Annotated in this window: 27 protein-coding genes and 1 tRNA gene; 10 read left to right on the plus strand and 18 right to left on the minus strand. The window is 71.7% G+C overall.

Annotated features, from left to right (window positions below; genetic code table 11):
• Positions 1 to 34 precede the first annotated feature (34 nt).
• From ACSUPV_RS21070 to ACSUPV_RS21095, 6 genes are all read left to right on the plus strand, one after another.
• Positions 35 to 775 (plus strand): response regulator transcription factor, encoded by a 741-nt coding sequence (locus tag ACSUPV_RS21070; protein WP_031115301.1) that lies wholly within the window; start codon positions 35 to 37, stop codon positions 773 to 775.
• Complete coding sequence (locus ACSUPV_RS21075; protein ID WP_031115302.1) at positions 772 to 2,391, plus strand: ATP-binding protein; 1,620 nt, start codon at positions 772 to 774, stop codon at positions 2,389 to 2,391. Before ACSUPV_RS21070 ends, ACSUPV_RS21075 begins: the two co-directional genes overlap by 4 nt.
• A 14-nt stretch (positions 2,392 to 2,405) precedes the next feature.
• The gene (locus ACSUPV_RS21080; RefSeq protein WP_436948171.1) at positions 2,406 to 3,872 is read left to right on the plus strand and encodes a glycosyltransferase; all 1,467 of its coding nucleotides are present in this window, start codon (positions 2,406 to 2,408) and stop codon (positions 3,870 to 3,872) included.
• A complete protein-coding gene (locus ACSUPV_RS21085) occupies positions 3,869 to 6,046 on the plus strand; it encodes an ArnT family glycosyltransferase (protein ID WP_436948173.1) in 2,178 nt (725 codons plus the stop codon). The genes ACSUPV_RS21080 and ACSUPV_RS21085 overlap by 4 nt, the downstream gene beginning before the upstream one ends.
• 96 nt (positions 6,047 to 6,142) lie before the next feature.
• On the plus strand, positions 6,143 to 7,645 hold the full coding sequence (locus ACSUPV_RS21090) for an MFS transporter (RefSeq protein WP_436948175.1): 1,503 nt from the start codon (positions 6,143 to 6,145) through the stop codon (positions 7,643 to 7,645).
• 133 nt (positions 7,646 to 7,778) lie between these two features.
• A complete protein-coding gene (locus ACSUPV_RS21095; protein ID WP_037760217.1) occupies positions 7,779 to 8,540 on the plus strand; it encodes a TetR/AcrR family transcriptional regulator in 762 nt (253 codons plus the stop codon).
• A gap of 28 nt (positions 8,541 to 8,568) precedes the next feature.
• Here ACSUPV_RS21095 and ACSUPV_RS21100 read toward each other — a convergent pair whose 3' ends face one another.
• Positions 8,569 to 9,039 (minus strand): PPOX class F420-dependent oxidoreductase, encoded by a 471-nt coding sequence (locus ACSUPV_RS21100; protein ID WP_037760219.1) that lies wholly within the window; start codon positions 9,037 to 9,039, stop codon positions 8,569 to 8,571.
• 10 nt (positions 9,040 to 9,049) lie between these two features.
• On the minus strand, positions 9,050 to 9,403 hold the full coding sequence (locus tag ACSUPV_RS21105; RefSeq protein ID WP_031115308.1) for an STAS domain-containing protein: 354 nt from the start codon (positions 9,401 to 9,403) through the stop codon (positions 9,050 to 9,052).
• A gap of 217 nt (positions 9,404 to 9,620) precedes the next feature.
• Between ACSUPV_RS21105 and ACSUPV_RS21110 the strand changes: the two genes are divergently transcribed.
• Positions 9,621 to 10,343, plus strand: a complete 723-nt coding sequence (locus tag ACSUPV_RS21110; protein ID WP_051648553.1) for an ANTAR domain-containing protein — start codon at positions 9,621 to 9,623, stop codon at positions 10,341 to 10,343.
• A gap of 58 nt (positions 10,344 to 10,401) precedes the next feature.
• Positions 10,402 to 11,112, plus strand: coding sequence for a GAF and ANTAR domain-containing protein (locus ACSUPV_RS21115; protein ID WP_037760222.1), 711 nt, complete (start codon positions 10,402 to 10,404; stop codon positions 11,110 to 11,112).
• On the opposite strand, the gene ACSUPV_RS21120 is transcribed toward ACSUPV_RS21115, so the two are convergent.
• The 3 genes from ACSUPV_RS21120 to ACSUPV_RS21130 form a co-directional block, all read right to left on the minus strand.
• Entirely contained in the window at positions 11,095 to 11,916 is an 822-nt protein-coding gene (locus ACSUPV_RS21120; protein WP_436948178.1) for a YceI family protein, read from the minus strand. The two genes, ACSUPV_RS21115 and ACSUPV_RS21120, sit on opposite strands and share 18 nt — an antisense overlap.
• An 87-nt stretch (positions 11,917 to 12,003) precedes the next feature.
• On the minus strand, positions 12,004 to 14,574 hold the full coding sequence (locus tag ACSUPV_RS21125) for an MFS transporter (RefSeq protein ID WP_436948180.1): 2,571 nt from the start codon (positions 14,572 to 14,574) through the stop codon (positions 12,004 to 12,006).
• A gap of 13 nt (positions 14,575 to 14,587) precedes the next feature.
• On the minus strand, positions 14,588 to 15,079 hold the full coding sequence (locus tag ACSUPV_RS21130; RefSeq protein WP_031115314.1) for a MarR family winged helix-turn-helix transcriptional regulator: 492 nt from the start codon (positions 15,077 to 15,079) through the stop codon (positions 14,588 to 14,590).
• A gap of 214 nt (positions 15,080 to 15,293) precedes the next feature.
• Between ACSUPV_RS21130 and ACSUPV_RS21135 the strand changes: the two genes are divergently transcribed.
• Positions 15,294 to 15,488 carry a hypothetical protein gene (locus ACSUPV_RS21135; RefSeq protein ID WP_031115315.1) on the plus strand — a complete coding sequence of 65 codons (195 nt, stop codon included), beginning with the start codon at positions 15,294 to 15,296 and terminating at the stop codon, positions 15,486 to 15,488.
• A 477-nt stretch (positions 15,489 to 15,965) separates the two neighbouring features.
• Here the strand turns inward: ACSUPV_RS21135 and ACSUPV_RS21140 are convergent, their stop codons facing one another.
• From ACSUPV_RS21140 to ACSUPV_RS21175, 8 genes are all read right to left on the minus strand, one after another.
• Positions 15,966 to 16,868: an RNA polymerase sigma factor SigF gene (locus ACSUPV_RS21140; RefSeq protein ID WP_031115316.1), complete on the minus strand. Its 903-nt coding sequence runs from the start codon at positions 16,866 to 16,868 to the stop codon at positions 15,966 to 15,968.
• 268 nt (positions 16,869 to 17,136) lie between these two features.
• Positions 17,137 to 17,991: an RNA polymerase sigma factor SigF gene (locus tag ACSUPV_RS21145; protein ID WP_436949920.1), complete on the minus strand. Its 855-nt coding sequence runs from the start codon at positions 17,989 to 17,991 to the stop codon at positions 17,137 to 17,139.
• Positions 17,992 to 18,191: 200 nt separating this feature from the next.
• Positions 18,192 to 18,485 carry a Dabb family protein gene (locus ACSUPV_RS21150; RefSeq protein WP_031115318.1) on the minus strand — a complete coding sequence of 98 codons (294 nt, stop codon included), beginning with the start codon at positions 18,483 to 18,485 and terminating at the stop codon, positions 18,192 to 18,194.
• Complete coding sequence (locus ACSUPV_RS21155; RefSeq protein WP_037760231.1) at positions 18,485 to 18,661, minus strand: hypothetical protein; 177 nt, start codon at positions 18,659 to 18,661, stop codon at positions 18,485 to 18,487. Before ACSUPV_RS21155 ends, ACSUPV_RS21150 begins: the two co-directional genes overlap by 1 nt.
• 116 nt (positions 18,662 to 18,777) lie before the next feature.
• Positions 18,778 to 18,862: transfer RNA gene (locus ACSUPV_RS21160), tRNA-Ser, on the minus strand.
• A gap of 67 nt (positions 18,863 to 18,929) precedes the next feature.
• On the minus strand, positions 18,930 to 19,361 hold the full coding sequence (gene tadA, locus ACSUPV_RS21165) for a tRNA adenosine(34) deaminase TadA (RefSeq protein ID WP_382618123.1): 432 nt from the start codon (positions 19,359 to 19,361) through the stop codon (positions 18,930 to 18,932).
• Between the two features lie 56 nt (positions 19,362 to 19,417).
• Entirely contained in the window at positions 19,418 to 19,954 is a 537-nt protein-coding gene (locus ACSUPV_RS21170) for a tRNA adenosine deaminase-associated protein (RefSeq protein WP_031115322.1), read from the minus strand.
• 275 nt (positions 19,955 to 20,229) lie between these two features.
• Positions 20,230 to 20,400, minus strand: a complete 171-nt coding sequence (locus ACSUPV_RS21175; protein WP_359788118.1) for a hypothetical protein — start codon at positions 20,398 to 20,400, stop codon at positions 20,230 to 20,232.
• 207 nt (positions 20,401 to 20,607) lie between these two features.
• Here ACSUPV_RS21175 and upp point away from each other — a divergent pair, with 207 nt between their 5' ends.
• Positions 20,608 to 21,243, plus strand: a complete 636-nt coding sequence (gene upp / locus ACSUPV_RS21180) for a uracil phosphoribosyltransferase (RefSeq protein ID WP_031115323.1) — start codon at positions 20,608 to 20,610, stop codon at positions 21,241 to 21,243.
• 82 nt (positions 21,244 to 21,325) lie between these two features.
• Here the strand turns inward: upp and ACSUPV_RS21185 are convergent, their stop codons facing one another.
• From ACSUPV_RS21185 to ACSUPV_RS21205, 5 genes are all read right to left on the minus strand, one after another.
• Positions 21,326 to 21,940, minus strand: a complete 615-nt coding sequence (locus ACSUPV_RS21185) for a LytR C-terminal domain-containing protein (protein WP_031115324.1) — start codon at positions 21,938 to 21,940, stop codon at positions 21,326 to 21,328.
• A 121-nt stretch (positions 21,941 to 22,061) separates the two neighbouring features.
• Positions 22,062 to 22,358, minus strand: a complete 297-nt coding sequence (locus ACSUPV_RS21190) for a type II toxin-antitoxin system VapB family antitoxin (protein ID WP_004943146.1) — start codon at positions 22,356 to 22,358, stop codon at positions 22,062 to 22,064.
• A 265-nt stretch (positions 22,359 to 22,623) separates the two neighbouring features.
• On the minus strand, positions 22,624 to 22,758 hold the full coding sequence (locus ACSUPV_RS21195) for a hypothetical protein (protein ID WP_359788115.1): 135 nt from the start codon (positions 22,756 to 22,758) through the stop codon (positions 22,624 to 22,626).
• Between the two features lie 60 nt (positions 22,759 to 22,818).
• On the minus strand, positions 22,819 to 23,160 hold the full coding sequence (locus tag ACSUPV_RS21200) for a hypothetical protein (protein WP_051648555.1): 342 nt from the start codon (positions 23,158 to 23,160) through the stop codon (positions 22,819 to 22,821).
• Between the two features lie 317 nt (positions 23,161 to 23,477).
• Entirely contained in the window at positions 23,478 to 24,071 is a 594-nt protein-coding gene (locus ACSUPV_RS21205; protein WP_031115326.1) for an HhH-GPD-type base excision DNA repair protein, read from the minus strand.
• Positions 24,072 to 24,090 lie beyond the last annotated feature (19 nt).

The following is a 24,090-nucleotide window of genomic DNA, read 5'->3' on the forward strand; positions in this document are numbered from 1 at the left end:
GGGCGCTCTCAGAGGGCCTCGACATCGTGTTCACATGACCACGACCTCGCCCCAGGGGCGCACCGAACTGCTGAGGCCGGACGGGAGCCCCGTCCGCGTGCTGGTGGTGGACGACGAGATGTCGATCACCGAGCTGCTGTCCATGGCCCTCCGCTACGAGGGATGGCAGATCCGGAGTGCCGGAGACGGCACGGGCGCGATCCAGACCGCGCGTGACTTCCGGCCCGACGCCGTCGTCCTCGACATGATGCTGCCGGACATGGACGGGCTGACCGTGCTCGGGCGGCTGCGCCGCGAGCTGCCGGACGTGCCCGTGCTGTTCCTGACCGCCAAGGACGCCGTCGAGGACCGTATCGCCGGGCTCACGGCGGGCGGGGACGACTACGTCACCAAGCCGTTCAGCCTGGAGGAGGTCGTCGCCCGGCTGCGGGGCCTGATACGGCGGTCCGGCGCGGCCGACCGGCGCTCCGACTCCGTGCTGGTCGTCGGCGACCTCACCCTCGACGAGGACAGCCACGAGGTCAGCCGGGGCGGCGAGAACATCCACCTCACCGCGACCGAGTTCGAGCTGCTGCGGTTCCTGATGCGCAATCCGCGGCGCGTGCTGAGCAAGGCGCAGATCCTCGACCGGGTGTGGTCGTACGACTTCGGCGGGCAGGCCAACGTCGTCGAGCTGTACATCTCCTACCTGCGGCGGAAGATCGACGCCGGGCGGGAGCCGATGATCCACACGCGGCGGGGTGCCGGTTACCTGATCAAGCCGGCGGCCTCATGAGCGGGCGGCGACGGCCGAGTACGCAGCGGAGAGCGGGCAGGCTGTCGCGGGCGGGCAAGCCGCGCACGCTGCGGACCCGGCTCGTCGTCGCGTCCGTGGTGCTGATCGCCGTGGTGTGCGCGGTGATCGGGACCGTGACGACCCTCGCCCTCAGGTCGCATCTCTACGACCAGTTGGACGGGCAGCTCCACGAGGTCGCGTCCCGGGCGGCGATGAGCCCGCCGAAGGTTCCGGGCGGGGACGGGTCGGCCGACCAGCCGGCGCAGAAGAAGGAGTTCACCCTCGCCGAGTTCGTCACCAAGGGCCCGCAGCCGAGCGGGACGATCGCCGCCGAGCTGGAGGGCGGCCGGATCACGGACTCCGCGCGCGGTGTGAAGTCCGAGGACAACTACTACCAGATGACCGCGAAGTCGCTCAGCTCCGCGCAGAGCGCCGCGCTGGCCTCCGTTCCGCAGACCGACGGCACCGTGCGGACCGTGGACCTCCCCGGCCTCGGCGAGTACCGGGTCGAGTACAAGACCGGTGACAAGGGCAGCTACTACGTCGCCGTCCCGACCACGGACGTCACCAACACCATCAACACCCTCGTCCTCGTGGAGATCAGCGTCACCGGCGCCGGTCTCGCCGCCGCCGGACTCGCCGGTTCCGTGCTGGTCGGCGTAGCCACCCGCCCCCTCCGCCGAGTCGCCGCCACCGCCACCCGGGTCTCCGAACTCCCCCTGCACACCGGCGAGGTCAACCTCAGCGAGCGCGTGCCCGACTCCGAGACCGACCCGCACACCGAGGTCGGGCAGGTCGGTGCCGCGCTGAACCGGATGCTCGACCACGTCCACGGAGCCCTGCACGCACGGCAGCAGAGCGAGATGCGGGTACGGCAGTTCGTCGCCGACGCCAGTCACGAGCTCAGGACGCCCCTCGCCTCCATCCGCGGCTACGCCGAACTCACCCGGCGCGGCCGGGAACAGGTCGGGCCCGACACCCGGCACGCCCTGGGCCGCATCGAGTCCGAGGCCGGCCGGATGACGCTGCTCGTGGAGGACCTGCTGCTGCTCGCCCGGCTGGACGCGGGGCGGCCACTGCGGTTCGAGCAGACCGATCTCGTCCCGCTGGTCGTGGACACCGTCAGCGACGCCCGTGCCGCCGGCCCGGACCACAGCTGGCGGCTGGACCTGCCCGACGAGCCCGCGCTCGTCTCGGCGGACGCGGCCCGGCTGCAACAGGTCCTCGTCAACCTGCTAGGCAACGCCCGCACCCACACGCCGCCCGGTACGACCGTCACCGCGCGGGTGCAGCGGCGCGGCACCTGGCTGTGCGTGGACGTCGAGGACAACGGGCAGGGCATCCCGGCCGCGTTGCTGCCGCACGTCTTCGAACGGTTCGCGCGGGGCGACTCCGCGCGCTCCCGCGCCACCGGCTCGACCGGCCTCGGCCTCGCCATCGTGCAGGCCGTGGCGACCGCGCACGGCGGTGCCGTGACCGTCGACAGCGTGCCCGGGCGGACCGTGTTCACCGTGCGCCTGCCCGCGCCGCCGCCCCAGCCGCAGCGGGAAATGAACTGGCAACAGCACTCACAGGCACGCCACAGCGTCACCACATGGGCACAACAGGGCGCCTGACGAAAGTCGGTCCCATGCGAACCGACTCTTCTCCCGGCACCCTGCCGGCGCGGGAGCACCTCCCGGCCGCACCAGCCGGTACGCCTGTCCTGGACGTAGTGATCCCCGTCTACAACGAGGAGAAGGACCTCCAGCCGTGCGTCCGCAGACTGCACGAGCACCTCGCGAGGACGTTCCCGTACGCGTTCCGCATCACGATCGCGGACAACGCCTCCACGGACACCACCCCGCAGGTCGCGGCCAGGCTGGCGGCGGAGATCCCCGAGGTCACCACCTTCCGTCTCGAACAGAAGGGCCGCGGGCGGGCCCTGCGGGCCGTCTGGTCGGCCTCCGACGCCCCGGTCCTCGCCTACATGGACGTGGACCTGTCCACCGACCTCAACGCCCTGCTCCCGCTGGTGGCGCCGCTGATCTCCGGCCACTCGGACCTCGCGATCGGCTCCCGGCTCGCCCGCAGCTCGCGCGTGGTGCGCGGCCCCAAGCGGGAGTTCATCAGCCGGGCCTACAACCTCATCCTGCGCGGCTCGCTCCAGGCCCGCTTCTCCGACGCCCAGTGCGGATTCAAGGCCATCCGCCGTGACGTCGCGCAGGCGCTGCTGCCGCTCGTCGAGGACACCGGCTGGTTCTTCGACACCGAGATGCTGGTGCTCGCCGAGCGGGCCGGGCTCAGGATCCACGAGGTGCCGGTCGACTGGGTCGACGACCCCGACTCGACCGTGCACATCGTCAAGACCGCGACCGACGACCTCAAGGGCGTGTGGCGGGTCGGCCGGGCCCTGGCCACCGGGTCGCTGCCGCTGGACCGGCTCACCCGGCCGTTCGGCGACGACCCGCGCGACCGCGAGATCCAGGACGTACCGAAGGGGCTGGCCCGCCAGCTCGTCGGGTTCTGCGTGGTCGGCGGCCTGTCGACCCTCTTCTACCTGCTGCTCTACAGCGGCTTCCGCGTCTTCACCGGCTCGCAGGTCGCCAACGCCCTCGCCCTGCTGGTCTCCGCGATCGCCAACACGGCGGCCAACCGCCGGCTCACCTTCGGGGTGCGGGGGCGCGGCGGGGCCGTCCGCCACCAGGCGCAGGGCCTGGTCGTCTTCGGCATCGGGCTCGCCCTGACCAGCGGCTCGCTCGCCGCGCTGGGCGCGGCCACGTCCGACCCCGCGCACTCGACCGAACTGGCCGTCCTCATCGCCGCCAACCTCGCGGCGACCGTGCTGCGCTTCCTGCTCTTCCGGGCGTGGGTGTTCCCCGACCGGCGGGACGAGCAGGGGCCCCCGGCAGCCGTGGGCACGCCCGGCCCGCGCCGGGACCACGGCCCGCGCCAGGACCACGCCCCGCTCCCGCAGCGGCCGGCCGAGCGGCGGTACGCCCCGTACGACACGACCCGGTTCCGCGCCGGTGACGCCGCGGACCGCACCTGGAGGGACGCCACCGTGCGACTCCAGCCGGTACGCCCGACCGACACCGACCCGAGGAACGCCCGATGACGACGTCCTACGACGAGAGAACCCGCGAGACGGGCACGAGCCCCGCCGACGGGGAGCGGCCCGCCACGGCACCCCCGCAGTCCAGCTCGCCGCCCCCGGCGTCCGAGCGGCCCTTCGCGCGCCGCCTGTGGCGCGGCCGCCCCGAGGACCCCCGCTGGGCCCGCCCGGCCTTCCTCGGCCTGCTGCTCGTCACCACCGTGCTCTACCTCTACAACCTGAGCGCCTCCGGCTACGCCAACTCCTTCTACTCGGCGGCCGTCCAGGCCGGCAGCGAGTCCTGGAAGGCGTTCTTCTTCGGCTCGCTGGACTCGGCGGGCGCCATCACCGTCGACAAGCCCCCGGCCGCGCTGTGGCCGATGGCCCTGTCCGTGCGGCTCTTCGGTCTCAGCTCCTGGGCGATCCTCGTCCCCGAGGTCCTCATGGGCGTCGGCACGGTGGCCGTCGTGTACGCGGCGGTGCGGCGCCGGTTCAGCCCCGCGGCCGGTCTGATCGCGGGCGCGGTGCTCGCGCTCACCCCCGTCGCGGCGCTGATGTTCCGCTTCAACAACCCGGACGCGATGCTGGCGCTGCTGATGGCCGTGGCCTGCTACCTCGTCATCCGGGGCCTGGAGGACGGCCGTACGAAGTGGCTGGCCTGGGCCGGGGCGGCCATCGGCTTCGCCTTCCTCGCCAAGACCCTCCAGGCGTTCCTGATCCTGCCCGGGCTCGCCCTGGTCTACGGCGTCTGCGCCCCCGTCTCGGTGAAGAAGCGGATCGGGCAGCTCGCCGCGGGTCTGGCGGCGATCGTCGTCTCCGGTGGCTGGTGGGTGGCGATCGTCGAGCTGTGGCCCGCGTCGTCCCGCCCGTACATCGGCGGCTCGCAGAACAACAGCTTCCTGGAGCTGACCTTCGGCTACAACGGCCTGGGCCGCCTCAACGGCGAGGAGACCGGCAGTGTCGGCGGCGGTGGCGGGGGAGGCGGCGGCAACTGGGGCGAGACCGGCTGGGACCGGCTGTTCAGCTCCTCCATCGGCGGTCAGATCTCCTGGCTGATCCCGGCGGCGCTGATCCTCCTGGTCGCCGGGCTGGTGGCCACCCGCAGGGCCGGGCGCACCTCGGTGACCCGCGGTTCGTTCCTGGTCTGGGGCGGCGCGCTGCTCACGACCATGCTGGTCTTCAGCTACATGCAGGGCATCTTCCACGAGTACTACACGGTGGCCCTCGCCCCCTACATCGCCCCGCTCGTCGGCATGGGCGCGGTGCTGCTCTGGGAGCAGCGCGGCAAGGCGTGGGCGTCGCTGACCCTGGCAGCGGCGACGACGGCGACCGCGGCCTGGGGGTACGTCCTGCTCAACCGCTCCTCCGACTACCTGCCGTGGCTGAAGTGGCTGGTGCTGGTCGGCGGTCTGACCGCGGCCCTCGGCCTGGTCTTCGCCGGGCGGCTGGGCCGTCGACTGGCCCTGGGCGCCGCGGGGCTGGGCCTCGTCGCCGCGCTGGCCGGTCCGGCGGCGTACACCCTGACCACGCTGAACGAGGGACACACCGGCTCGATCGTCACGGCGGGCCCGGCGGTGGCCGGCGGACGCGGCGGCCCGGGCGGCGGCCCCGGTGCCGGTGGCCCCGGCGGCGGCTTCCCGGGCGGGGGCCAGAACCAGCAGGGACAGCAGAACCAGCAGAACCAGCAGGCTCCGCAGGGCTTCCCCGGCGGCGGCATGCCGGGCCAGAACCAGCAGGGGAACCAGAACCAGCAGGGCCGGAACCAGCAGAACGGCGACGGCGGCCGGACGGGCGGCATGGGCGGCGGTGGCGGCATGGGCGGTCTGCTCAACGGCGCGAGCGTCAGCTCCCAGGCCAAGAAGCTGCTGGAGGCCGACGCCGACCGGTACACGTGGGCCGCGGCGGCCATCGGCGCCCAGAACGCGGCGAGTTACCAGCTGTCCACCGGCGAGCCGGTGATGGCCATCGGCGGCTTCAACGGCACCGACCCGTCCCCGACCCTGGCCCAGTTCAAGCAGTACGTGGCCGACGGGAAGATCCACTACTTCATCGCCTCCGGCGCCGGCGCCGGCGGCGGCATGGGCGGCAGCGGCGACGGCACCTCCTCCCAGATCACCTCCTGGGTCGAGGCCAACTTCAAGAAGGTCACGGTCGGTTCGGCGACCTTCTACGACCTCACGCAGAAGGCGAGCGACTGAGCGATCCCGACCGGGACAAGGGCGGTGGCCGAGCGCCACCGCCCTTCGCCGTTACTCGGTTGTACACCGTATGGGAATCATTCTACGGTGTACAGCATGACGACGACTTCCCAGGAACAGGGCCAGGACCAGTCCCCACCCCAGGCGCAGGGCCACCCCCAACGCTGGCTGATCCTCGGTGTCATCTGCCTCGCCCAGCTGACCGTGCTGCTGGACAACACGATCCTGAACGTGGCGATCCCCTCGCTCACCCGCGAGATGGACGCCACGACCGCCGACGTCCAGTGGATGATGAACGCCTACTCCCTGGTGCAGTCCGGCCTGCTGCTCACCGCGGGCAACGCCGCCGACCGCTACGGCCGCAAGCTGCTGCTGATGTCCGGCCTCGCGATCTTCGGCGTCGGCTCATTGGCGGCCGGCCTGTCCCAGAGCCCCGCCCAGCTGATCGCGGCCCGTGCGGGCATGGGCGTCGGCGGCGCGCTGCTGATGACCACGATCCTCGCCGTCGTCGTGCAGATCTTCGACGACAGGGAGCGGGTGAAGGCCATCGCGCTGTGGTCGACGGTCAGTTCGCTCGGGTTCGCGGCCGGGCCGCTGATCGGCGGGGTGATGCTGAACCACTTCTGGTGGGGAGCGATCTTCCTGATCAACATCCCGGTGGCCGTGCTGGGCCTGGTCGCGGTCGCCGCGCTCGTCCCGGAGTCCAAGCACAAGGCGGGCGACCGGCCCGACCTGGTCGGCGCGGTGCTGTCGACCATCGGCATGACGGCCGTGGTGTACGCGATCATCACCGGCCCCGAGCACGGCTGGACCTCCGCGCAGGTGCTGGTCTCCGCGCTCATCGGCGTGGCCGTCCTGGGCCTCTTCGTCACCTGGGAGCTGCGGACCGAGCACCCGATGCTCGACATGCACTTCTTCCGCAACCAGAAGTTCGTGGGCGCGGTCGCGGGCGCGATCCTCGTGGCGTTCGGCATGACGGGCTCGCTGTTCCTGCTCACGCAGCACCTGCAGTTCGTGCTCGGCTACGAGCCGCTGGACGCGGGTCTGCGGACCGCGCCGCTGGCGTTGACCGTCGTGGCGCTGAACTTCACCGGGATCGGGGCGAAGCTGGTGCTGAAGGCCGGGACGCCGACGGCCATCGCGCTCGGCATGGCCCTGGTGTCCGCGGGGCTCGCGGCGATCGCCCTGCTCGGGGGGCACGGGTACGGCGGGATGCTGCTCGGCCTGGTCGTGATGGGCGCGGGGGTGGCCTTGTCCATGCCGGCGATGGCCAACGCGATCATGAGCGCGATACCGCCGGAGAAGGCGGGCGTGGGGGCGGGGATCAACGGGACCCTCGCGGAGTTCGGGAACGGGCTGGGGGTCGCCGTTCTCGGGGCCGTGCTCAACTCGCGGTTCGCGTCGCTGGTCGCCGTCTCGGCGGCGTCGCTGCCGGCGGCGCTGGCGGCGGCCGGCAGTGCGGAGGAGAAGGCGCGTATCGCTGACGCGTTCGCGTCCGGGTTGGAGACAAGTCAGTTGGTGGGGGCGGTTGCCGTGCTGGCCGGTGGTCTGGTCGCGGCGGCGTTGCTGCGGCGGGCCGAGCGGGCAGAATCCGCCTAGGGGGTGTCCGCCTAGGGCCTCGGGGCTGGTCGTCGTCGTGCGGGTGCGGCTTCGCTGTGGTTGATCGCGCAGTTCCCCGCGCCCCTGAAGGGCGCCTAGCATGATCGGCGTCCAGAGTCGAGGAAGGTGCGCCATGGCGAAAGCGGCCCGGGAGGGTCAGGCGCGGACCAGCGTCTGGCTGGAGAGCAAGGCGCACCGGCGGCGCGGTGGAGGTCAGCCCTCGGGGCTGGACCGGGGGCGGATCATCGAGGTCACCGTGCGGCTGCTGGACGCCGAGGGGCTGCCCAGGTTCTCGATGCGGCGGCTGGCCGGAGAGCTGAACGTGACCGCGATGTCCGTCTACTGGTACGTCGACACCAAGGACGACCTCCTCGAACTCGCCCTGGACCAGGTCATGGGCGAGATGCGGCTGCCCGACCCGGACGCCGACGAGGACTGGCGCGACCAGGTGCGGGCCCTCGCCCGGGAGTACCGGACACTGCTGGTGCGGCACCCCTGGGTGTCGGCGCTGGTCGGCGTCTTCCTCAACATCGGCCCCAACAACCTGGCGTTCTCGCGGGCCGTCCAGCGCGTCGTCCGCAGGACCGGGCTGCCGGCGAAACGCCTGACGAGCACGATCTCGGCGGTCTTCCAGTTCGTCTACGGCTACGGAACGCTGGAGGGCCACCTCGCCACGCGGGCCGCGACCGCCGGCCTGACCGTGGACGAGTACTTCCAGCAGTCGCTGAGCACGGTGACGGAGGCCCCGCAGGCCGCCGACGTCATCCGGGAGTCCCAGGAGATCATGGCGGCGCGCGGCGGCGACACCGTCGCCGAGATGCTGGAGCGCGACTTCGAGTTCGCGCTGGAACTGCTCGTCGCGGGCATCGAGGCGATGGTCGCCCGGGAGCGATGAGTCCCTGGAGTCCCTCGGGAGGGACCGGCTACTCCCCCTCGACGAGCCGAGCCGGGAACCCGCCCGTCGCCACCGGGCCCCACCGCTCCGGCGTGATCCGGATGATGGACTTGCCCTGCTTGACCATGGCCGCGCGGTACTCGTCCCAGTCGGGGTGCTCCCCGGCGATGTTCCGGTAGTACTCCACGAGCGGTTCGACGGAGTCGGGGGTGTCGACCACCTCGGCCGTGCCGTCGATCTGGACCCAGGGGCCGTTCCAGTCGTCGCTGAGGACGATCAGGCTCACCCGCGGGTCGCGCTTGGCGTTGCGGGTCTTGGCGCGCTCCGGGTAGGTGGAGACGACGATCCGGCCGGAGTCGTCCACCCCGCAGGTCAGCGGGGAGCCCTGGGGGCCGCCGTCGGCCCGCCGGGTCAGCAGGATCGCGTGGTGCCGGGGCCGGACGAAGTCGAGCAACTCGTCCAGCGAGACGCGGGTGTTCGTTGCGATGTTCGGTGCCATGGGCGGCAGCCTACGACGCAAGCGCCTCGGCGAGGTTGTCGTACACGGGGACGTCCCGGCGCAGCCCGGTCAGCTCCAGGACGCGGCTCGCGACACCGTCGGGCCGGGCCACCAGGCGCACCCGTGCCCCGGGACGCAGCCGGTGCCGTACGTCGTTGATGAGGCGGACGCCCTGGGAGTCCATGAAGGAGGTGCGGGTGAGGTCCAGGACGAGCACCTCCAGTCGGTCGCCCCGGGCCTCGACCGCGGACACGACGAGCGGAAGCAGTTCTTCGGCGTTGCAGAAGTCGATCTCGGCGGGCATGGCGAGATGGACGCGACCGGGGAGGTCACGCGATTCGGTGGGATTCGGGAGGAATGTCACGGTGCTCACCTGGCAGACGTTCGTCCGTATTCCGGTATGGCCGCTTCCTGACCCGTGAGGCCCATTCCACCACGGCGCGAGGTGGTCGCGAAAGCGCCTGGCGCGGGCGTCGGCCGGACGTCACTTCGAGGCAACCGAGCAGTTAGAGTGCTGTCCGTCCTGTGCTCGCAGTCGGGAATGTGCTGCGGAGCTCTCCTGCGCATGGTCATGGCCGTGCATGCCGAAGAGGTTCGTGGTGGCTGCGTCCGAGTTTCCTGATTTGCCCCGTTTTGCGGTCGGCTTCGAGCTGGCCGAAGCCCTCACGGTGGCTTCTCAGCAACTGCACGAAACCCTCACCCCGCACAGCACCCTGCGCACGGCGGTCCGGCTCGCCGTCCACCTGATGCCCGGGGCCGAGCACGCCGGTGTCTCCGAGATCGAGCGCGGCAACAAGCTCCGCACCCTCGCCTGGACCGACGAGGTCGTGCGCTCCGCCGAGGCCCGGCACGAGGGCCGCGACCAGCCCGGGCACTGGGAGCAGCTGTGGCACACCCCTGTCGCGCGGATAGCGGACAGCGAGTCCGACGAGGGCTGGGACGTGCTGTCGGCCCTGGGGCTGCGCTCGGCGCTGTCGCTGCGGCTGCGCGCCGACCGCCGTCGGCTGACCGTGCTCACGGCCTACGCGCGCAAGCCGGGCGCCTTTGACGAGGACGCGACACGCATCGGCCGGCTGTTCACCGCGCACGTCAGCTTCGCCCTGGAGTCCGCGACCGTGCGCGAGCAGCTCACCGAGGCCATGCACACCCGGGACCTGATCGGCCAGGCCACCGGCATCCTCATGGAGCGCCAGGGCATCGACGCCGCCGCGGCCTTCGAGAGCCTGGTGCGCGCCTCCCAGCGCGAGAACGTGAAACTGCGCGATCTGGCCCGCCGTATCGTCGGCGCTCACAACTCCACCTGAGCGGCTGTGAGTTGCGGGCGGGTGCGTTAAGGGACGCCGACGGGATACCCGTACGGTCATGAGCTCCGAGACGTCCGACACGCTGGACCAGGCGATGGTGCGCAGCAGCGGTCTCGACACCCTGCTGCGCGACCTGACCGACCGCGCGGTGCAGGAGGTGCCCGGCGCCGCCGCGTGCAGCATCACGGTGCGCCGCGCGGACCGGCTGCTCACCCTGGCCGGCAGCGAGGGCCTGCCCAGCGGCCTGGACCTGCGGCAGTACGAGAACGGCTCCGGCCCCTGCGTCGAGGCCGCCGAGACCGACACCGAGCAGTACGCCCCGGACCTGGCCACGGAGTCCCGCTGGCCGTCGTACACGGGCTACGCGCTGTCCACGGGCGTCCGCTGCGTGCTGGCGGTGCCGATCGCCGTCGAGGGCGAGACCGGCGCCGCGATCAACTTCTACGGGACGCGGGCCGGGGTGCTGGGCACGGGCCGGGACGCGGCCCGTGCCTTCGCGGCCCGGGCGGGGGACACGATCAGCGTGGCGCTGCGCATCGAGCGCCGCCGCCAGTCGGCGGCCGACGTGCGCACCGCGCTGCTCTCCCGCAGCGTCATCGACCAGGCGATCGGCATCCTCATGGCCCGGGAGCGGATCGACGCGCGCCTCGCGCTGGAACGGCTGCGCCGGGTCTCGCAGGAGCGCAACGTCAAACTCCGGGACCTGTGCAGCCAATTGGTGGCGAGAGTCTCCCGGCCGGGAGACCCCGCCTCACGCCGCCGGGAGTGACTCGCCCTGCACGGCCTGGATGTCCAGCTCCACCTTGAGCGTCGTGCCGACGGCGGCGATGCCCGCCTGGAGGACCTGGTTGTAGTTCATCGCGAAGTCCTCGCGGTGCAGCTCGGTCGTGGCGCGGAAGGCCGCGCGGGTGCCGCCCCAGGGGTCCGGGCCGGTGCCGAGGCAGGCCAGGTCCAGGTCGACCGGCCGTACGACGCCGTGCATGCCCAGTTCACCGTGGACGGTCCACCGGTCCGACCCGGTCGCCGTCAGCCCCGTGGACCGGTAGGTGATCTCCGGGAACCGCTCGACGTCGAGGAAGTCCGGCGACTTCAGGTGCCCGTCGCGCATGCCGTTGCCGGTGTCGATGGACGCGGCCCGGATCACCGCCTCCACCCGGGACTTGGTGACGTCGTCCGGGGCGATCTCGATCGAGCCGGAGAACTCCGTGAACCGGCCGTGCACGCTGGAGATGCCCAGGTGCTGCGCCACGGCGGCCACGCTGGAGTGCACCGGGTCGACGGTCCACGGCCCGGGCGGCGGCAGTTCGGTGCCGCCCTGCCGGGCCAGCGTCACCGTGCCGACCTCGGCCCGCCCGCTCGCCGTGACGATCACGCTGGAGGCCGCGGGCGCGTACCCGACGGCCGTGACGATGACCGTGTACGCCCCCGGCTCCAGCGGCGTCACGTCCCGTACGGTGCCCTCCGCGTCGGCCTCGGCGCGCAGCACCTGCGCACCCGTCATGTCCGCCACCGTGACGACCGCGTGCGACACGGCCCATCCGTCCCGGGTGCGGATCCTCGCGGTCAGTCCCATACACGTAGCTCCTCAGAATGAAACCGGCCCGTGGCAGGGGCGCACCTCCGCTCAGAGCGCGCCCACCACCACGGGCCGGGGTCCGTACTACTCGCCGGGGTGGGCGAGTTCGATGTCGTGACCGTCGGTGCCGCGGCCCGTGACCGTCAGGGCGGTGGCCACCGGCGGGTAGCCCGTGGCGATGACGGTGTACTCGCCGCCGTCCAGGTCGGTGAAGGCGTACGCCCCGTCCGTGCCGGTCGTGGCCGAGCCGACGACGTTGCCGGCCTGGTCGAGCAGCGTGACCCGGGCGTCGGCCAGCGGGCCGTGCGGGGCGCGGACGACACCCTGGACGCGGGCGCCCGAGTCCAGGTCGATCTCGACGCGGGTGACCCCGGCGCCGCCCACCTCGACGGGCAGGGCGCGCGGCCGGTACCCGGCGGCGTTCACCGCGACCGTCACCGCGCCCGGCACCAGCTCGGCGAAGGAGAACTCGCCCTGCTCACCGGTGGCCTGGGTGGCCAGCAGGTCCCCGCGCACGTCGGTCACGATGACCATCGCGTCCTTGACCGGCTGCCCGCTCTCCGCGGCCCGCACCAGGCCGGTCAGCCCACTGGTGCCGCTGAGCAGGATGTCGTAGGAGACCGGCTCGCCGTTCACCACGACCGTGGAGGCCTGCGGCTGGAAGCCGTCGGCGGAGGCGATCAGGACGTACGACCCGGAACCCGGGGCGTCCAGCGCGTAGGAGCCGTCGGCCTGCGCCACGGACCGGCCCAGCTGACGCCCGGCCAGCGAGATCAGCGTGACGGCGGCCCGCGGCACGGGCGCGGACTCGTTGCCGCGGACGAAACCGCGGACCGGCACACCGCCTCCGCCGGAGACGGGCTCCTCGCCCCGGGCCACCGTGGCGACGGCGGCGAGCCGCCGCGTGCCCTCGGGCCCGGTCCCGCCGGCGCCCTCGGTCTCGGCCACGGCCCAGCTCGGCACGGCCCGCTGTCCGGCGGGAGCCTCGGCCGCCGCCTCGGCGGACGCCGTGGCCGGAGCCTCGACCGGGGTCTCGGCGGGCGCGTCCGCGTCCGCGGCCTGCGCCAGGCCACCCTTCGTCTTCAACGGGACCTCCTTGATGAACAGCGACACCAGCAGGGCGAGCAGCGCCAGCGGGGCCGAGTAGAGGAACACGTCCGCGACGCCGTGGCCGTAGGCGCTCTCCACGACGGTGCGGATCGGGGCGGGCATCGCGCCGAGGTCGGGGATGTTGCCCTCGCCCGTGCCTGCGTGACCCAGGGCCGCGCCCTTGGGGCCGAGGTCGGTGAGACCGTCCTTGACGTAGTCGGTGATCTTGTTGCCCAGGACCGCGCCCAGGGCGGAGACGCCCACGGCACCGCCGAGGGACCGGAAGAAGGTCACCGTGGAGCTGGCGGCACCGAGATCACCCGGCTCCACCTGGTTCTGCGTGCAGAGCACCAGGTTCTGCATCATCATGCCGATGCCGAGACCCAGCAGCGCCATGAAGATCGCTATGTGCCAGTACTCGGTGTCGTACCGGATGGTGCCCAGCAGCCCCAGGCCCGCGGTCACCAGCACACCGCCGCCGAGCAGCCAGCCCTTCCAGCGGCCGGTCCGGGTGATGATCTGGCCGGAGACGGTGGAGGAGACGAACAGGCCCGCGATCATCGGGATCGTCATGACGCCGGACATCGTCGGCGACTTGTCCCGGGCCAGCTGGAAGTACTGGCTGAAGAAGACGGTCCCCGCGAACATCGCGACACCGACGAACAGCGAGGCCAGCGAGGCCAGCGTGATGGTGCGGTTGCGGAACAGCCGCAGCGGGATGATCGGCTCGCTCGCCTTGGACTCGACGAGGACGAAGACCGCCAGCAGCACCAGCGAACCGCCGACCATCGCATAGGTCTGCCACGAGACCCAGTCGTACTTGTCACCGGCGAAGGTGACCCAGATGAGCAGCAGGCAGACGGCCGCGGTGATGAAGAAGGCGCCGGCCCAGTCGACCTTGACCTTCCGCTTCACCACGGGCAGGTGCAGGGTCTTCTGCAGCACGAGCAGGGCGATCACGGCGAAGGGCACGCCGACGTAGAAGCACCAGCGCCAGCCGAGCCAGTCGGTGTCGGTGATGACACCGCCGACCAGCGGGCCGCCGACCATCGCGGTGGCGAAGACGGCGCCGAGGTAGCCGTTGTACCGGCCGCGCTCACGCGGCGAGATCATCGCCGCCATGATGATCTGGGCCAGCGCGGACAGACCGCCCATGCCGATGCCCTGGACGGCGCGGAAGGTGATGAGCATGCCGGGGTTCTGGGACATGCCGGCCGCCGCCGAGCCCAGCACGAAGATCACCAGCGCGAGCTGGATCAGCAGCTTCTTGGAGAACAGGTCGGCGAGCTTGCCCCACAGCGGGGTGGAGGCGGTCATCGTCAGCAGGGACGCGGTCACGACCCAGGTGTAGGCGCTCTGGCCGCCGCCGAGGTCCCCGATGATCCGGGGCAGGGCGTTGGAGACGATCGTCGACGACAGGATCGCGACGAACATGCCGAGCAGCAGGCCGGTGAGGGCCTCCATGATCTGCCGGTGCGTCATCGCAGCGCCGTCGCCGGAGGAGCCGTGGGAGCCTCCCCCGTGCTTGGCATGAGCCCGCACACCGGCTGGTGTGGTCGTTGCCATGGGCTTCCTTTACTTACGTGCTTGCGGGTGTACGGGTGGTCCGTTCGAAAGCGGGCGGTGCCGCCGCCCGGGCGGCGGGCCGGCAGTCGAAGCTCTCCCGCAGCCGCGCCATCAGGTCCGTGAGCTGGCCGACCTCCTCGTCGGTCCAGTCGCTCAGGCGCTCGGCCAACACCTCGGTGGTCCGCCGGGACAGCTCGTCGAGCTGGGCGTGGCCCGCGGGGGTGAGGCGCAGGATGCGGGAGCGCTTGTCCGCGGGGTCGGGGGAGCGTTCGATCCAGCCGCGGGCCACGACGTGCGCGACATGGCGGCTGGTGACCGACATGTCCACCGCGAGCAGCTCGGCGAGCTTGCTCATGCGCATGTCGCCGTGGCGGCCCAGCAGCGTCAGCACGGCCGCCGATCCGCCGGGGCACTCGGCCGGCATGATCCTGCCGAGCTCCCGCTTCACGGCGCCGAAGGCACTGAACTGGCGGACCAGCTCCTCGTACTGCGCCCTCTCGGCCATGACACCTCCGCTTTCGTTGCTTAGGGCAACCATGACAGCTGTTGGTTGCTGAAGGCAAATAAAAGAGGGGTGTGCGGCATAAAAACTTGGCAAAGGCAAGTATTGCGGCAGTAAATGTGCAGGTGGCGAGCCTGGCGGTACGGGTCGCGCCAGGACAAACGGAAGGCCAACCCCCACTTGGGGAGCCCCGGCGTTTTCGCTAGGGTCTCGGGCCATGGCTAACAACCAGGCCCCCCAGGGCAATCACGACCCTGCCGGCAGCACCCAGATGTTCCGCGCGTTCGTCGACGAGGCGCCGCAGGGGCGGCAGGCCGCGGCGAGCAGTGGCGGGCCGCGGATCGGTCTCATCCTCGGCGTCGTGGTCGCGGTGGCGATCGTCGCGGCGGTGGCTTGGCTGGCGCTGTCGTAACGGGTCCTTGCCGGCTGCTGCCGGTTCTCAGCGCTCGGCGTTGCTGCTGGGGCCGGGTGGGTCCGCAACCCGGCGGAACGGGGTGCCTCCCCCAAGCTCTCGCCTTCGCTCGAGCAGGAGGGACCCCCACCGCCCACCCGTGCCGCCCCTAGCGGCACGCATGCCCGCAGCTGAGCGGGACGGGCGGCCCGCAGCCAGGCGGCGGGCCCCGCGACGGTGGGTCTGCGGCGGCAGCCGAGACGCACCCGCAGCCGCCGGACGAAGCAAGGGGACGTGTCGGGGGGTGTCCGCCCGCAGCGGTTGGCGCGTCAACGCCAGTCAGTCGGTAAGTGGGTCCATCGCGCCGTTCCGAGGACGGACACCCCCCGACACGGCCCCGACCCACCACCGGCGACTAGGCGCGGACACAAGCCCCCACCCAGCCGCACAGGCCGCCGCAGGCACCCCCGGCTCAACCGCCGGAGGCACCCGCCCCGGTCAGTCCGAGATCAGCCCTTCCCGAAGCTGCGCCAACGTCCGCGTCAGCAGCCGCGAGACGTGCATCTGCGAGATGCCGACCTCCTCGCCGATCTGCGACTGCGTCATGTTCGCGAAGAAGCGGAGCATGATGATCCGCCGTTCGCGGGGCGGCAGCTTCGCCAGCAGCGGCTTCAGGGACTCCCGGTACTCCACGCCCTCCAGCGCCGTGTCCTCGTACCCCAGCCGGTCCGCCAGCGACCCCTCGCCGCCGTCGTCCTCCGGCGCCGGCGAGTCAAGCGAGGACGCCGTGTACGCGTTCCCCACCGCCAGGCCGTCGACGACGTCCTCCTCGGACACCCCGAGCACGGAGGCGAGTTCGGTCACCGTCGGCGACCGGTCCAGCTTCTGCGAGAGTTCGTCGCTGGCCTTGGTCAGCGCGAGCCGCAGCTCCTGAAGCCGGCGCGGCACCCGCACCGACCACGAGGTGTCGCGGAAGAACCGCTTGATCTCACCCACGACGGTTGGCATCGCGAACGTGGGGAACTCGACGCCCCGTTCGCAGTCGAACCGGTCGATCGCCTTGATCAGCCCGATCGTGCCGACCTGGACGATGTCCTCCATCGGCTCGTTCCGCGACCGGAAGCGCGCGGCCGCGTACCGCACGAGCGGCAGGTTGAGCTCGATGAGCGTGTCACGGACGTACGCACGCTCGGGGCTGTCCTCGTCGAGCGCGGCCAGCCGCAGGAACAGGGAGCGGGACAGGGTGCGGGTGTCGATGGCGCCCGCGGCCGGAAGTGCCGGGACGGGCTCGGCCGCCAAGGCCGACACGTCATCGATGGGGCCGAGTGAGTCGAGAGCATGGGGAGCTGTCTCGCTCTCCGCGAGCGTGAGCACCTTCGAGCTGCCCTGTTCTGCGGACATGCCACCCCCTTTGGGTCGCGGGACGGTCGCGGCGAACGCCCCCGTCTGAGGAACGCAGCCTTCACCTGAATACCGGAGCCGAAGCCCCGGCAAACGCGCTTCACGCAGAATGTCACATGTCGGCAACACGCTGTAGTGACATGTCGACATCTGAGACGCGAATCAACCCTGCAAACAAGGGGTCTGACGCCGTGTCGGCCCCGAACCGCCGGTAACGGCCCTGATGAGCGATTCCCTCGCCCAGGTGACCTCTCGCTCCTGTTTGCGGTTACGCGTCGATTCGGTTCGCAGACCGCAATCGCTGGAAGCTACGCGCGAGTAGCCGCGAGACATGCATCTGCGAGACGCCGAGCTCCGCGCTGATCTGAGACTGCGTGAGATTGCTGTAGTACCGCAGCAGCAGGATCCGCTGCTCCCGCTCGGGCAGTTGGACGAGCAGGTGCCGCACGAGGTCCCGGTGCTCCACGCCGTCCAGCGCGGGGTCCTCGTAGCCGAGCCGGTCCAGCAGCCCCGGGAGCCCGTCGCCCTCCTGCGCGGCCTCCAGCGAGGTCGCGTAATACGACCGCCCGGCCTCGAAGCAGGACAGCACCTCGTCCTCGGTGATGCGCAGCCGCTCGGCGATCTCCGCGGTCGTCGGGGTCCGCCCGAACGCGGTCGTCAGGTCCTCCGTCGCGCTGTTCACCTGCACCCACAGCTCGTGCAGCCGGCGCGGCACGTGGACCGTGCGGACGTTGTCGCGGAAGTAGCGCTTGATCTCGCCGACGACCGTCGGCATCGCGAACGTCGGGAACTGCACGCCCCGGTCGGGGTCGAAGCGGTCGATGGCGTTGATGAGCCCGATGGTGCCGACCTGGACGACGTCCTCCATGGGCTCGTTTCGGGAGCGGAAGCGGGCGGCCGCGTAGCGCACGAGCGGGAGGTTCGCCTCGATGAGTGCCCCGCGCACCCGGTCGTGCTCCGGCGTGCCCGGCTGGAGCTCCTTGAGCTGGGCGAAGAGCACCTGGGTCAGGGCGCGGGTGTCGGCGCCACGGCTCCGCTGGGGAGCGGCCGGGGCGGTGTCCGGGGTTTCCGAGTTTTCCGAGGTTTCAGAGGTGGGTGCCTGAGGTGCGGTACTGGCCAGCACGGTCAACTCCACCTCGTCATCGTCAACTCATCCGTCAACTCTTCCATCAAAAGCGGTCATAGCATCACAAGACATGTGCACTGTGTGCAAGCACCCCATAACTACGTGTTGAGGGATGAATGGTGCACAAATAAACCCGCGCAACAGAAGAACCCCCTGTCGCGGTGACAGGGGGCTTCAGGCGGGCGAAGCGGCCGGGGTCAGAACTCGTAGTCCGCGATCACCCAGGTGGAGAACTCCCGCCACTGGGCGACACCGGCCTGGTGGGCGGGGTGCTCCACGTACCGGCGCAGCGCCTCCGCGTCGTCGAAGGCCGAGTTGATGGCGAAGTCGTGGGCGATGGGGCGGTCGCTGACGTTCCAGCCGAGCTCCCAGAAGCGGATCTCGGGGATCGTGCCGTCGAGCGCGCGGAAGGCCTCGACCCCCTTCAGGACGCGCGGGTCGTCGCGCTCGACGCCCTCGTGGAGCTTGAAGAGGACCAGGTGGCGGATCATCACTTTCCTCCGTCGGCGACCCAGGTGGCGAAGTCGCCGAGGGCCCGGGCGGCGTCCGATATGCCCTCGAACCCTATCTGGACGTAGCCGGCGGCCCCCTTCGGGTCCGTGATGATCACGTACATCACGAAGACCACGAGCACGTAGACGGCGACCTTCTTCGCGTTCACCGCCATCGCGGCCTCCCCAGTCACTGGTGTTCCGGACAGCGCACATGATCGCACGAAGATTCCGGCACACGAAGGGGCGGATCGCACGAAGGGCCCCGTCCGACGACGGGGCCCTTCTCAAGCGGTAGCGGAGGGATTTGAACCCTCGGTGACTTGCGCCACACTCGCTTTCGAGGCGAGCTCCTTCGGCCGCTCGGACACGCTACCGAGGGAGACCTTACAGCAAGGTGGCGCGTGCTCCGAAATCGGTATTCGGGATCCGGCGGCCGAGGATTCAGCGGTCGCGGAAGAACGCCGTGAGGAGCCGGGCGCACTCCTCGGCGAGCACGCCCTCGATCACCTCGGGCCGGTGGTTGAGCCGCCGGTCGCGGAGGAGGTCCCAGAGGGAGCCCGCCGCGCCGGCCTTCTCGTCGCGGGCGCCGTAGACGAGCCGGTCGACGCGGGACTGCTGGATCGCGCCCGCGCACATCGTGCAGGGCTCCAGCGTGACCACGAGCGTGCAGCCGGCCAGCCGCCACCGCCCGAGCGCGGTCGCGGCCCGCCGCAGGGCGAGGACCTCCGCGTGGGCCGTCGGGTCGCCGCCCGCCTCGCGTTCGTTGTGCCCGGCCGCGAGCACGGTCGTGCCGTCCGGGGCCAGGACGACGGCGCCGACGGGGACGTCCCCGCCCTGGACGGCCGCGGTGGCCTCGTCCAGGGCGAGTCGCATCGCGGGCCGCCAGGGGTCCCGTACCGGATCGGGCGGTCCGGGGGTGGCGCGAGCGGTCAGCGGACGGTCTCCAGGGTCTCCGAGGCGCCCAGGGACTCGGCGATCTCGGTGACGGCGTCCGACGACAGCGTGCGCAGTTCCTTCTCGCTCACGCCGAGGTCCTCCAGGATCTGGGCGTCGCCCACCGGGCCGTGCGGCACGGACTCGGCGGAGCCTGCGACCGGGTCGGCGTCGTCGGACTCGTCGTCGTCGGGTTCACCGTCCTCGGTGCCGTCGAGGTCGAGGGCGTCCAGGTCGTCCCCGTCGTCCGGGTCCCGGCCGAGCAGCTCGTCGGTGAGGAGGATCTCGCCGTAGCTGCTGCGGGCAGCGGCGGCGGCGTCCGAGACGTAGATGCGAGGGTCGTCCTCGCCGTCCACGCGGACGACGCCGAACCAGGCGTCCTCCTGCTCGATGAGCACGAGCACCGTGTCCTCGTCGGGGGAGGCTTCACGGGCCAGGTCGGCCAGATCCGACAGGGTTTCCACATCGTCGAGCTCTGTGTCGCTCGCTTCCCACCCGTCTTCGGTGCGCGCGAGCAGTGCGGCGAAGTACACCGTGACTCTCCCACTGGTCATAGGCGTGCCGGTTGGGGGTCCCCCCGGCGGAGGTTGCGGGCGGGGAGTGCTCGTCCGAGCCCCACCCACTCGGAATCGTGGCAGAAACAAGGCGTTCAGGGGACGTCTTCGGCTCCCTGTGTCCGGCAGTTTTGATCGCGCGCTCGTTGCCGCCACCTGCGGATCGTACGCGGCTTTGCCCCGCTCCACGCACGGCCACCTCGACAACGCCCGCGCGGTTCGTGATCTTCCCCGGGGGTTTCCTCACCCGTTTCCTACCAGCGGAAGGTGCGCATGCGCATCGCGTGGCGCAGCCGGGCGGTCTTGGCGCGGCGCGGCTGGACGCGGTCGCGCAGCTCCCGGGCCTCGGCCAGGTCGCGCAGGAACCGGGCGCGGCGCCGGCGGCGCTCGGCGTCCGACTCGTCGGTGTCGGTCGTCTCGTCCATCCGGTCGGTCTCCGGGTCCGCCCCGGGCTGTGCGCGCGGCGACGGAACCACTCGTCGGGAATCCCGGTCGGGCATCAGGCTCACCACCCCCAGTCCGTCCCTCCCACATTCCCCCGGACGGGCGGTTTGACGCCAGCGAACGGGTGACGGCCGGGCGGCGGGCTTGCCGTGCGGCCGGGCTCATCCGGCCCGGTTACTGTTGTCGACATGCGTCTCCACGTCGTCGACCACCCCCTGGTCGCCCACAAGCTCACCACGCTGCGCGACCAGCGCACCGACTCCGCGACCTTCCGCCGTCTCGCCGACGAGCTGGTCACCCTGCTCGCCTACGAGGCCACGCGCGACGTGCGCACCGAGCAGGTCGACATCCGGACGCCGGTGGCCGGGACCACGGGCGTGAAACTGTCCCACCCGCGCCCGCTGGTCGTGCCAATCCTGCGGGCCGGCCTCGGCATGCTGGACGGCATGGTCCGGCTGCTGCCGACCGCCGAGGTGGGCTTCCTCGGCATGATCCGCAACGAGGAGACGCTCCAGGCCTCCACGTACGCGACGCGCATGCCGGAGGACCTGTCGGGCCGTCAGGTGTACGTGCTCGACCCGATGCTCGCCACCGGCGGCACGCTGGTCGCGGCGATCCAGGAGCTGATCCGGCGCGGTGCCGACGACGTGACGGCCGTGGTGCTGCTGGCCGCGCCGGAGGGCGTGGAGGTCATGGAGCGCGAGCTGGCGGGCACGCCGGTGACGGTGGTGACCGCCTCGGTCGACGAGCGCCTGAACGAGCACGGCTACATCGTCCCGGGCCTCGGCGACGCGGGGGACCGGATGTACGGGGCGGCCGAGTAGGCCTGGGCTCGAGGAGTCGTTACGGGCCCCAGGGCTCCTTCTGGGCCCCAGGGCTCTCTGGGCCCAGGGGTCCTTCCGGGCTTCAGCAGCCCTTCTTCGACGGCGCCGGCTCGGGCCTGGCCAGCTTGGTCAGGGCCTGGTCGGCGGCCGGCTTCTTCGCCAGCTCCTTGAAGCCGTCGCCGATGACGAGGTCGACGGCGGCGCCCTTGCGGGCCGCCTCGGTGCGCCGTTCGGCGCCGGGGAGCTGGGTGCCGAGCACGGGCAGCGCGGTGTCGCGGGCGGCGGCGGGGCCGAGCAGCACGCCGGGGCCCTTGACCTTCTTGTCGTACTCCTTGGTCGCGTTGCCCACGTCGCCGATCTTGAAGCCGCGCTTCTTCAGCTCGTCGGCGGTCTTCTTCGCCAGGCCGCTGCGGGTGGTGGCGTTGAGCACGTTGACCGTGATGGCGCGGGGCTCGGGCAGGGGCTTGGCGCTGGGCGAGGGGCTCGCCTTGGTCGCGGGGCCGCACTCCGTGCCGCCGCCGGCCGCCGAAGCCTTTCTGCCGCCGCCGGTGAAGACGTCGATGAGCTGCAGCGTGCCCCAGCCGCCCACGCCGAGCACGGTCACGGAGGCGACGGCCAGGACGACGAGCCTGCCGCGCCGCCGGGGTCGGCGCATCCGGGGGTACTTGTTGCCCTTGATGCGGTACTTGCCGCCCATGCCGGGGGGAGTCAGCATGCTCATGAGCGCAGCGTAGTGCGCCCGGGCGACGATGCCTACTAGATGATCATTCGACGTCGCCCAGCGGAACCCGAAAGGGCCAACCCGTGACCTGCGGGGGTCAGTCGAGCTCGAGCACGCGCGCGTGCAGCACCTGGCGCTGCTGGAGTGCCGCCCGCACCGCGCGGTGCAGGCCGTCCTCCAGGTAGAGGTCGCCCTGCCACTTCACGACGTGCGCGAAGAGGTCGCCGTAGAAGGTCGAGTCCTCGGCGAGGAGGGTCTCCAGGTCGAGCTGTTGTTTCGTCGTCACGAGCTGATCGAGGCGGACCGGGCGCGGCGCGACGTCCGCCCACTGCCGGGTGCTTTCCCGGCCGTGGTCGGGGTACGGCCGGCCGTTTCCGATGCGCTTGAAGATCACACGGAAAGCCTACCGGTCACGACCTTCCGGGCGCAGCCATGGCGACGGAGTACGACGCTGAAAAAAACCCCACAAGGGGGTACGAAACGGGAACAGGGGCGTGAATATGCCGGAGGATGAGCCCTTTCATCGGCCCCGGCTGTTCTCGGTGCTCCTGGGGGCGATTCCGTGAACCGTGCGCCTGGTTCCCCCGAACGGGTGAGGTGTCGTCGGGATTTTCCGGGCGCCGCGGGGGCGTCGGGCCGACGCCCCCGCCGCGGTCGGGTCAGCCGCGTTCCCGCTTCTTCGGGGGCTGCCGACGCGGTTTCCGCGGCTCCGGCTCGGCGTCGGCCTTGGGGGCGTTGCGGACGGCTTCCGCGCGCACGAGGGCGCGCAGGACGGCGTACGGGTCTTGAAGCATGGCTGTGCTCCTTCTGGTTCCGTGCGGGGACTGCGGGACTGAGGGACCGGCGGGGTCCGCTCAGCAGCGCAGGACCTCGGAACGCAGGGGGCGGGGGTCGGGCCGCGGGTCCGGTGGCGCGGGCACGGGGTGCTGTGCGGTGGGCGCGGGCCCGGGGCCCTGGAGTGGTGCAGGGCGCAGGGGGACGGCGGCGCGGCGGGAGGCCCGGGCCGGCGGGCGCGGGGCGGTGTCGAGGACGTCGCACACGACGGTCGTGCTCTCCCCCGGGACGGTGGCCGTCGGCCCGGTGTGCGCCTCGGCGTGCGCGCCCGGCACGAGCAGGGCGAGCAGCAGCACGAGAACCCGCAGCCAGGCGCTTCGGCGGCGGCTGCCGCGGGGGACGGGCTGCGGTGCGGGGCTCACGGGAGGTCGTTCCCCGGTATGAGGGCGCCGTTCATCGCACCGGCTGCGAGATCCGCTCGCTCGGCGTACGGCGGCCCTGAGGGGACGCGGCGTCGCCGGCGTCCTGCGGGCCCGGCTGGGTGTGACGGGGCCGTCCGTGGACGAGCGCGCCCGGGCCCTGGGGGGCGTCGGGTGCCGGGCCGTGAGGCGGGTGGGGCCCGTGGCCGCGGGAGAGGGGCGGCTCCGGAGTCCAGGAGCCGCTCGGTGGCTCGGTCATGGTTCATGCTCGGACCGGCCCTGAGGGGCCCGCCACCTGGGACGGGCCGGGTGGCTGACGGCTACCTCCCGGCGGCCTTCGCGGCCTTGGCCGCCGCCTTCATCTCCTGCTTGTGGGCCCGTACCTTGGCCAGCGACTCGGGGCCGGTGATGTCGGCGACCGAGCGGAAGGACTTCGGCTCGCCGTAGGAGCCGGCCGCCTCGCGCCACCCGGGCGGCTGCACCCCGAGCTGCTTGCCCAGCAGGGCGAGGAAGATCTGGGCCTTCTGCTTGCCGAAGCCGGGCAGTTCCGCCAGCCGCTTCAGCAGTTCCTTGCCGGTGCCGGCGTCCTTCCAGACGGCCTCGGCGTCACCGTCGTAGTGCTCGACGAGGTACTGGCACAGCTGCTGGATGCGCTTGGCCATGGAGCCGGGGTAGCGGTGCACCGCCGGTTTCTGCGAGAGCAGCGCGGCGAAGGCCTCGGGCTCGTGCGCCGCGATCTCGTGCGCGTCCAGGTCGTCGGTGCCGAGCCGCTGGGCGATCGTCGCCGGACCCTTGAACGCCCACTCCATCGGGATCTGCTGGTCGAGCAGCATCCCGACCAGCGCGGCGAGCGGACTGCGGCCGAGCAGCGCGTCGGCCTCGGGGTCCTGGGCGAGGTGAAGAGTGACGTCCATGCCCCGATCATCCCCCGGG

The organism is Streptomyces sp. SudanB52_2052, assembly GCF_964272415.1.
Taxonomy (GTDB): Bacteria; Actinomycetota; Actinomycetes; order Streptomycetales; family Streptomycetaceae; genus Streptomyces; species Streptomyces olindensis.

What these genes read in the sequence shown, in the direction of transcription:
- ACSUPV_RS21070 (WP_031115301.1), top strand. Translation starts at nt 35, where the DNA reads ATGACCACGACCTCGCCCCAGGGGCGCACCGAACTGCTGAGGCCGGAC.
- ACSUPV_RS21075 (WP_031115302.1), top strand. Translation starts at nt 772, where the DNA reads ATGAGCGGGCGGCGACGGCCGAGTACGCAGCGGAGAGCGGGCAGGCTG.
- ACSUPV_RS21080 (WP_436948171.1), top strand. Translation starts at nt 2,406, where the DNA reads ATGCGAACCGACTCTTCTCCCGGCACCCTGCCGGCGCGGGAGCACCTC.
- ACSUPV_RS21085 (WP_436948173.1), top strand. Translation starts at nt 3,869, where the DNA reads ATGACGACGTCCTACGACGAGAGAACCCGCGAGACGGGCACGAGCCCC.
- ACSUPV_RS21090 (WP_436948175.1), top strand. Translation starts at nt 6,143, where the DNA reads ATGACGACGACTTCCCAGGAACAGGGCCAGGACCAGTCCCCACCCCAG.
- ACSUPV_RS21095 (WP_037760217.1), top strand. Translation starts at nt 7,779, where the DNA reads ATGGCGAAAGCGGCCCGGGAGGGTCAGGCGCGGACCAGCGTCTGGCTG.
- ACSUPV_RS21100 (WP_037760219.1), bottom strand. Translation starts at nt 9,039, where the DNA reads ATGGCACCGAACATCGCAACGAACACCCGCGTCTCGCTGGACGAGTTG.
- ACSUPV_RS21110 (WP_051648553.1), top strand. Translation starts at nt 9,621, where the DNA reads ATGCCGAAGAGGTTCGTGGTGGCTGCGTCCGAGTTTCCTGATTTGCCC.
- ACSUPV_RS21115 (WP_037760222.1), top strand. Translation starts at nt 10,402, where the DNA reads ATGAGCTCCGAGACGTCCGACACGCTGGACCAGGCGATGGTGCGCAGC.
- ACSUPV_RS21120 (WP_436948178.1), bottom strand. Translation starts at nt 11,916, where the DNA reads ATGGGACTGACCGCGAGGATCCGCACCCGGGACGGATGGGCCGTGTCG.
- ACSUPV_RS21125 (WP_436948180.1), bottom strand. Translation starts at nt 14,574, where the DNA reads ATGGCAACGACCACACCAGCCGGTGTGCGGGCTCATGCCAAGCACGGG.
- ACSUPV_RS21130 (WP_031115314.1), bottom strand. Translation starts at nt 15,079, where the DNA reads ATGGCCGAGAGGGCGCAGTACGAGGAGCTGGTCCGCCAGTTCAGTGCC.
- ACSUPV_RS21135 (WP_031115315.1), top strand. Translation starts at nt 15,294, where the DNA reads ATGGCTAACAACCAGGCCCCCCAGGGCAATCACGACCCTGCCGGCAGC.
- ACSUPV_RS21140 (WP_031115316.1), bottom strand. Translation starts at nt 16,868, where the DNA reads ATGTCCGCAGAACAGGGCAGCTCGAAGGTGCTCACGCTCGCGGAGAGC.
- ACSUPV_RS21150 (WP_031115318.1), bottom strand. Translation starts at nt 18,485, where the DNA reads ATGATCCGCCACCTGGTCCTCTTCAAGCTCCACGAGGGCGTCGAGCGC.
- ACSUPV_RS21155 (WP_037760231.1), bottom strand. Translation starts at nt 18,661, where the DNA reads ATGGCGGTGAACGCGAAGAAGGTCGCCGTCTACGTGCTCGTGGTCTTC.
- tadA (WP_382618123.1), bottom strand. Translation starts at nt 19,361, where the DNA reads ATGCGACTCGCCCTGGACGAGGCCACCGCGGCCGTCCAGGGCGGGGAC.
- ACSUPV_RS21175 (WP_359788118.1), bottom strand. Translation starts at nt 20,400, where the DNA reads ATGGACGAGACGACCGACACCGACGAGTCGGACGCCGAGCGCCGCCGG.
- upp (WP_031115323.1), top strand. Translation starts at nt 20,608, where the DNA reads ATGCGTCTCCACGTCGTCGACCACCCCCTGGTCGCCCACAAGCTCACC.
- ACSUPV_RS21185 (WP_031115324.1), bottom strand. Translation starts at nt 21,940, where the DNA reads ATGGGCGGCAAGTACCGCATCAAGGGCAACAAGTACCCCCGGATGCGC.
- ACSUPV_RS21195 (WP_359788115.1), bottom strand. Translation starts at nt 22,758, where the DNA reads ATGCTTCAAGACCCGTACGCCGTCCTGCGCGCCCTCGTGCGCGCGGAA.
- ACSUPV_RS21205 (WP_031115326.1), bottom strand. Translation starts at nt 24,071, where the DNA reads ATGGACGTCACTCTTCACCTCGCCCAGGACCCCGAGGCCGACGCGCTG.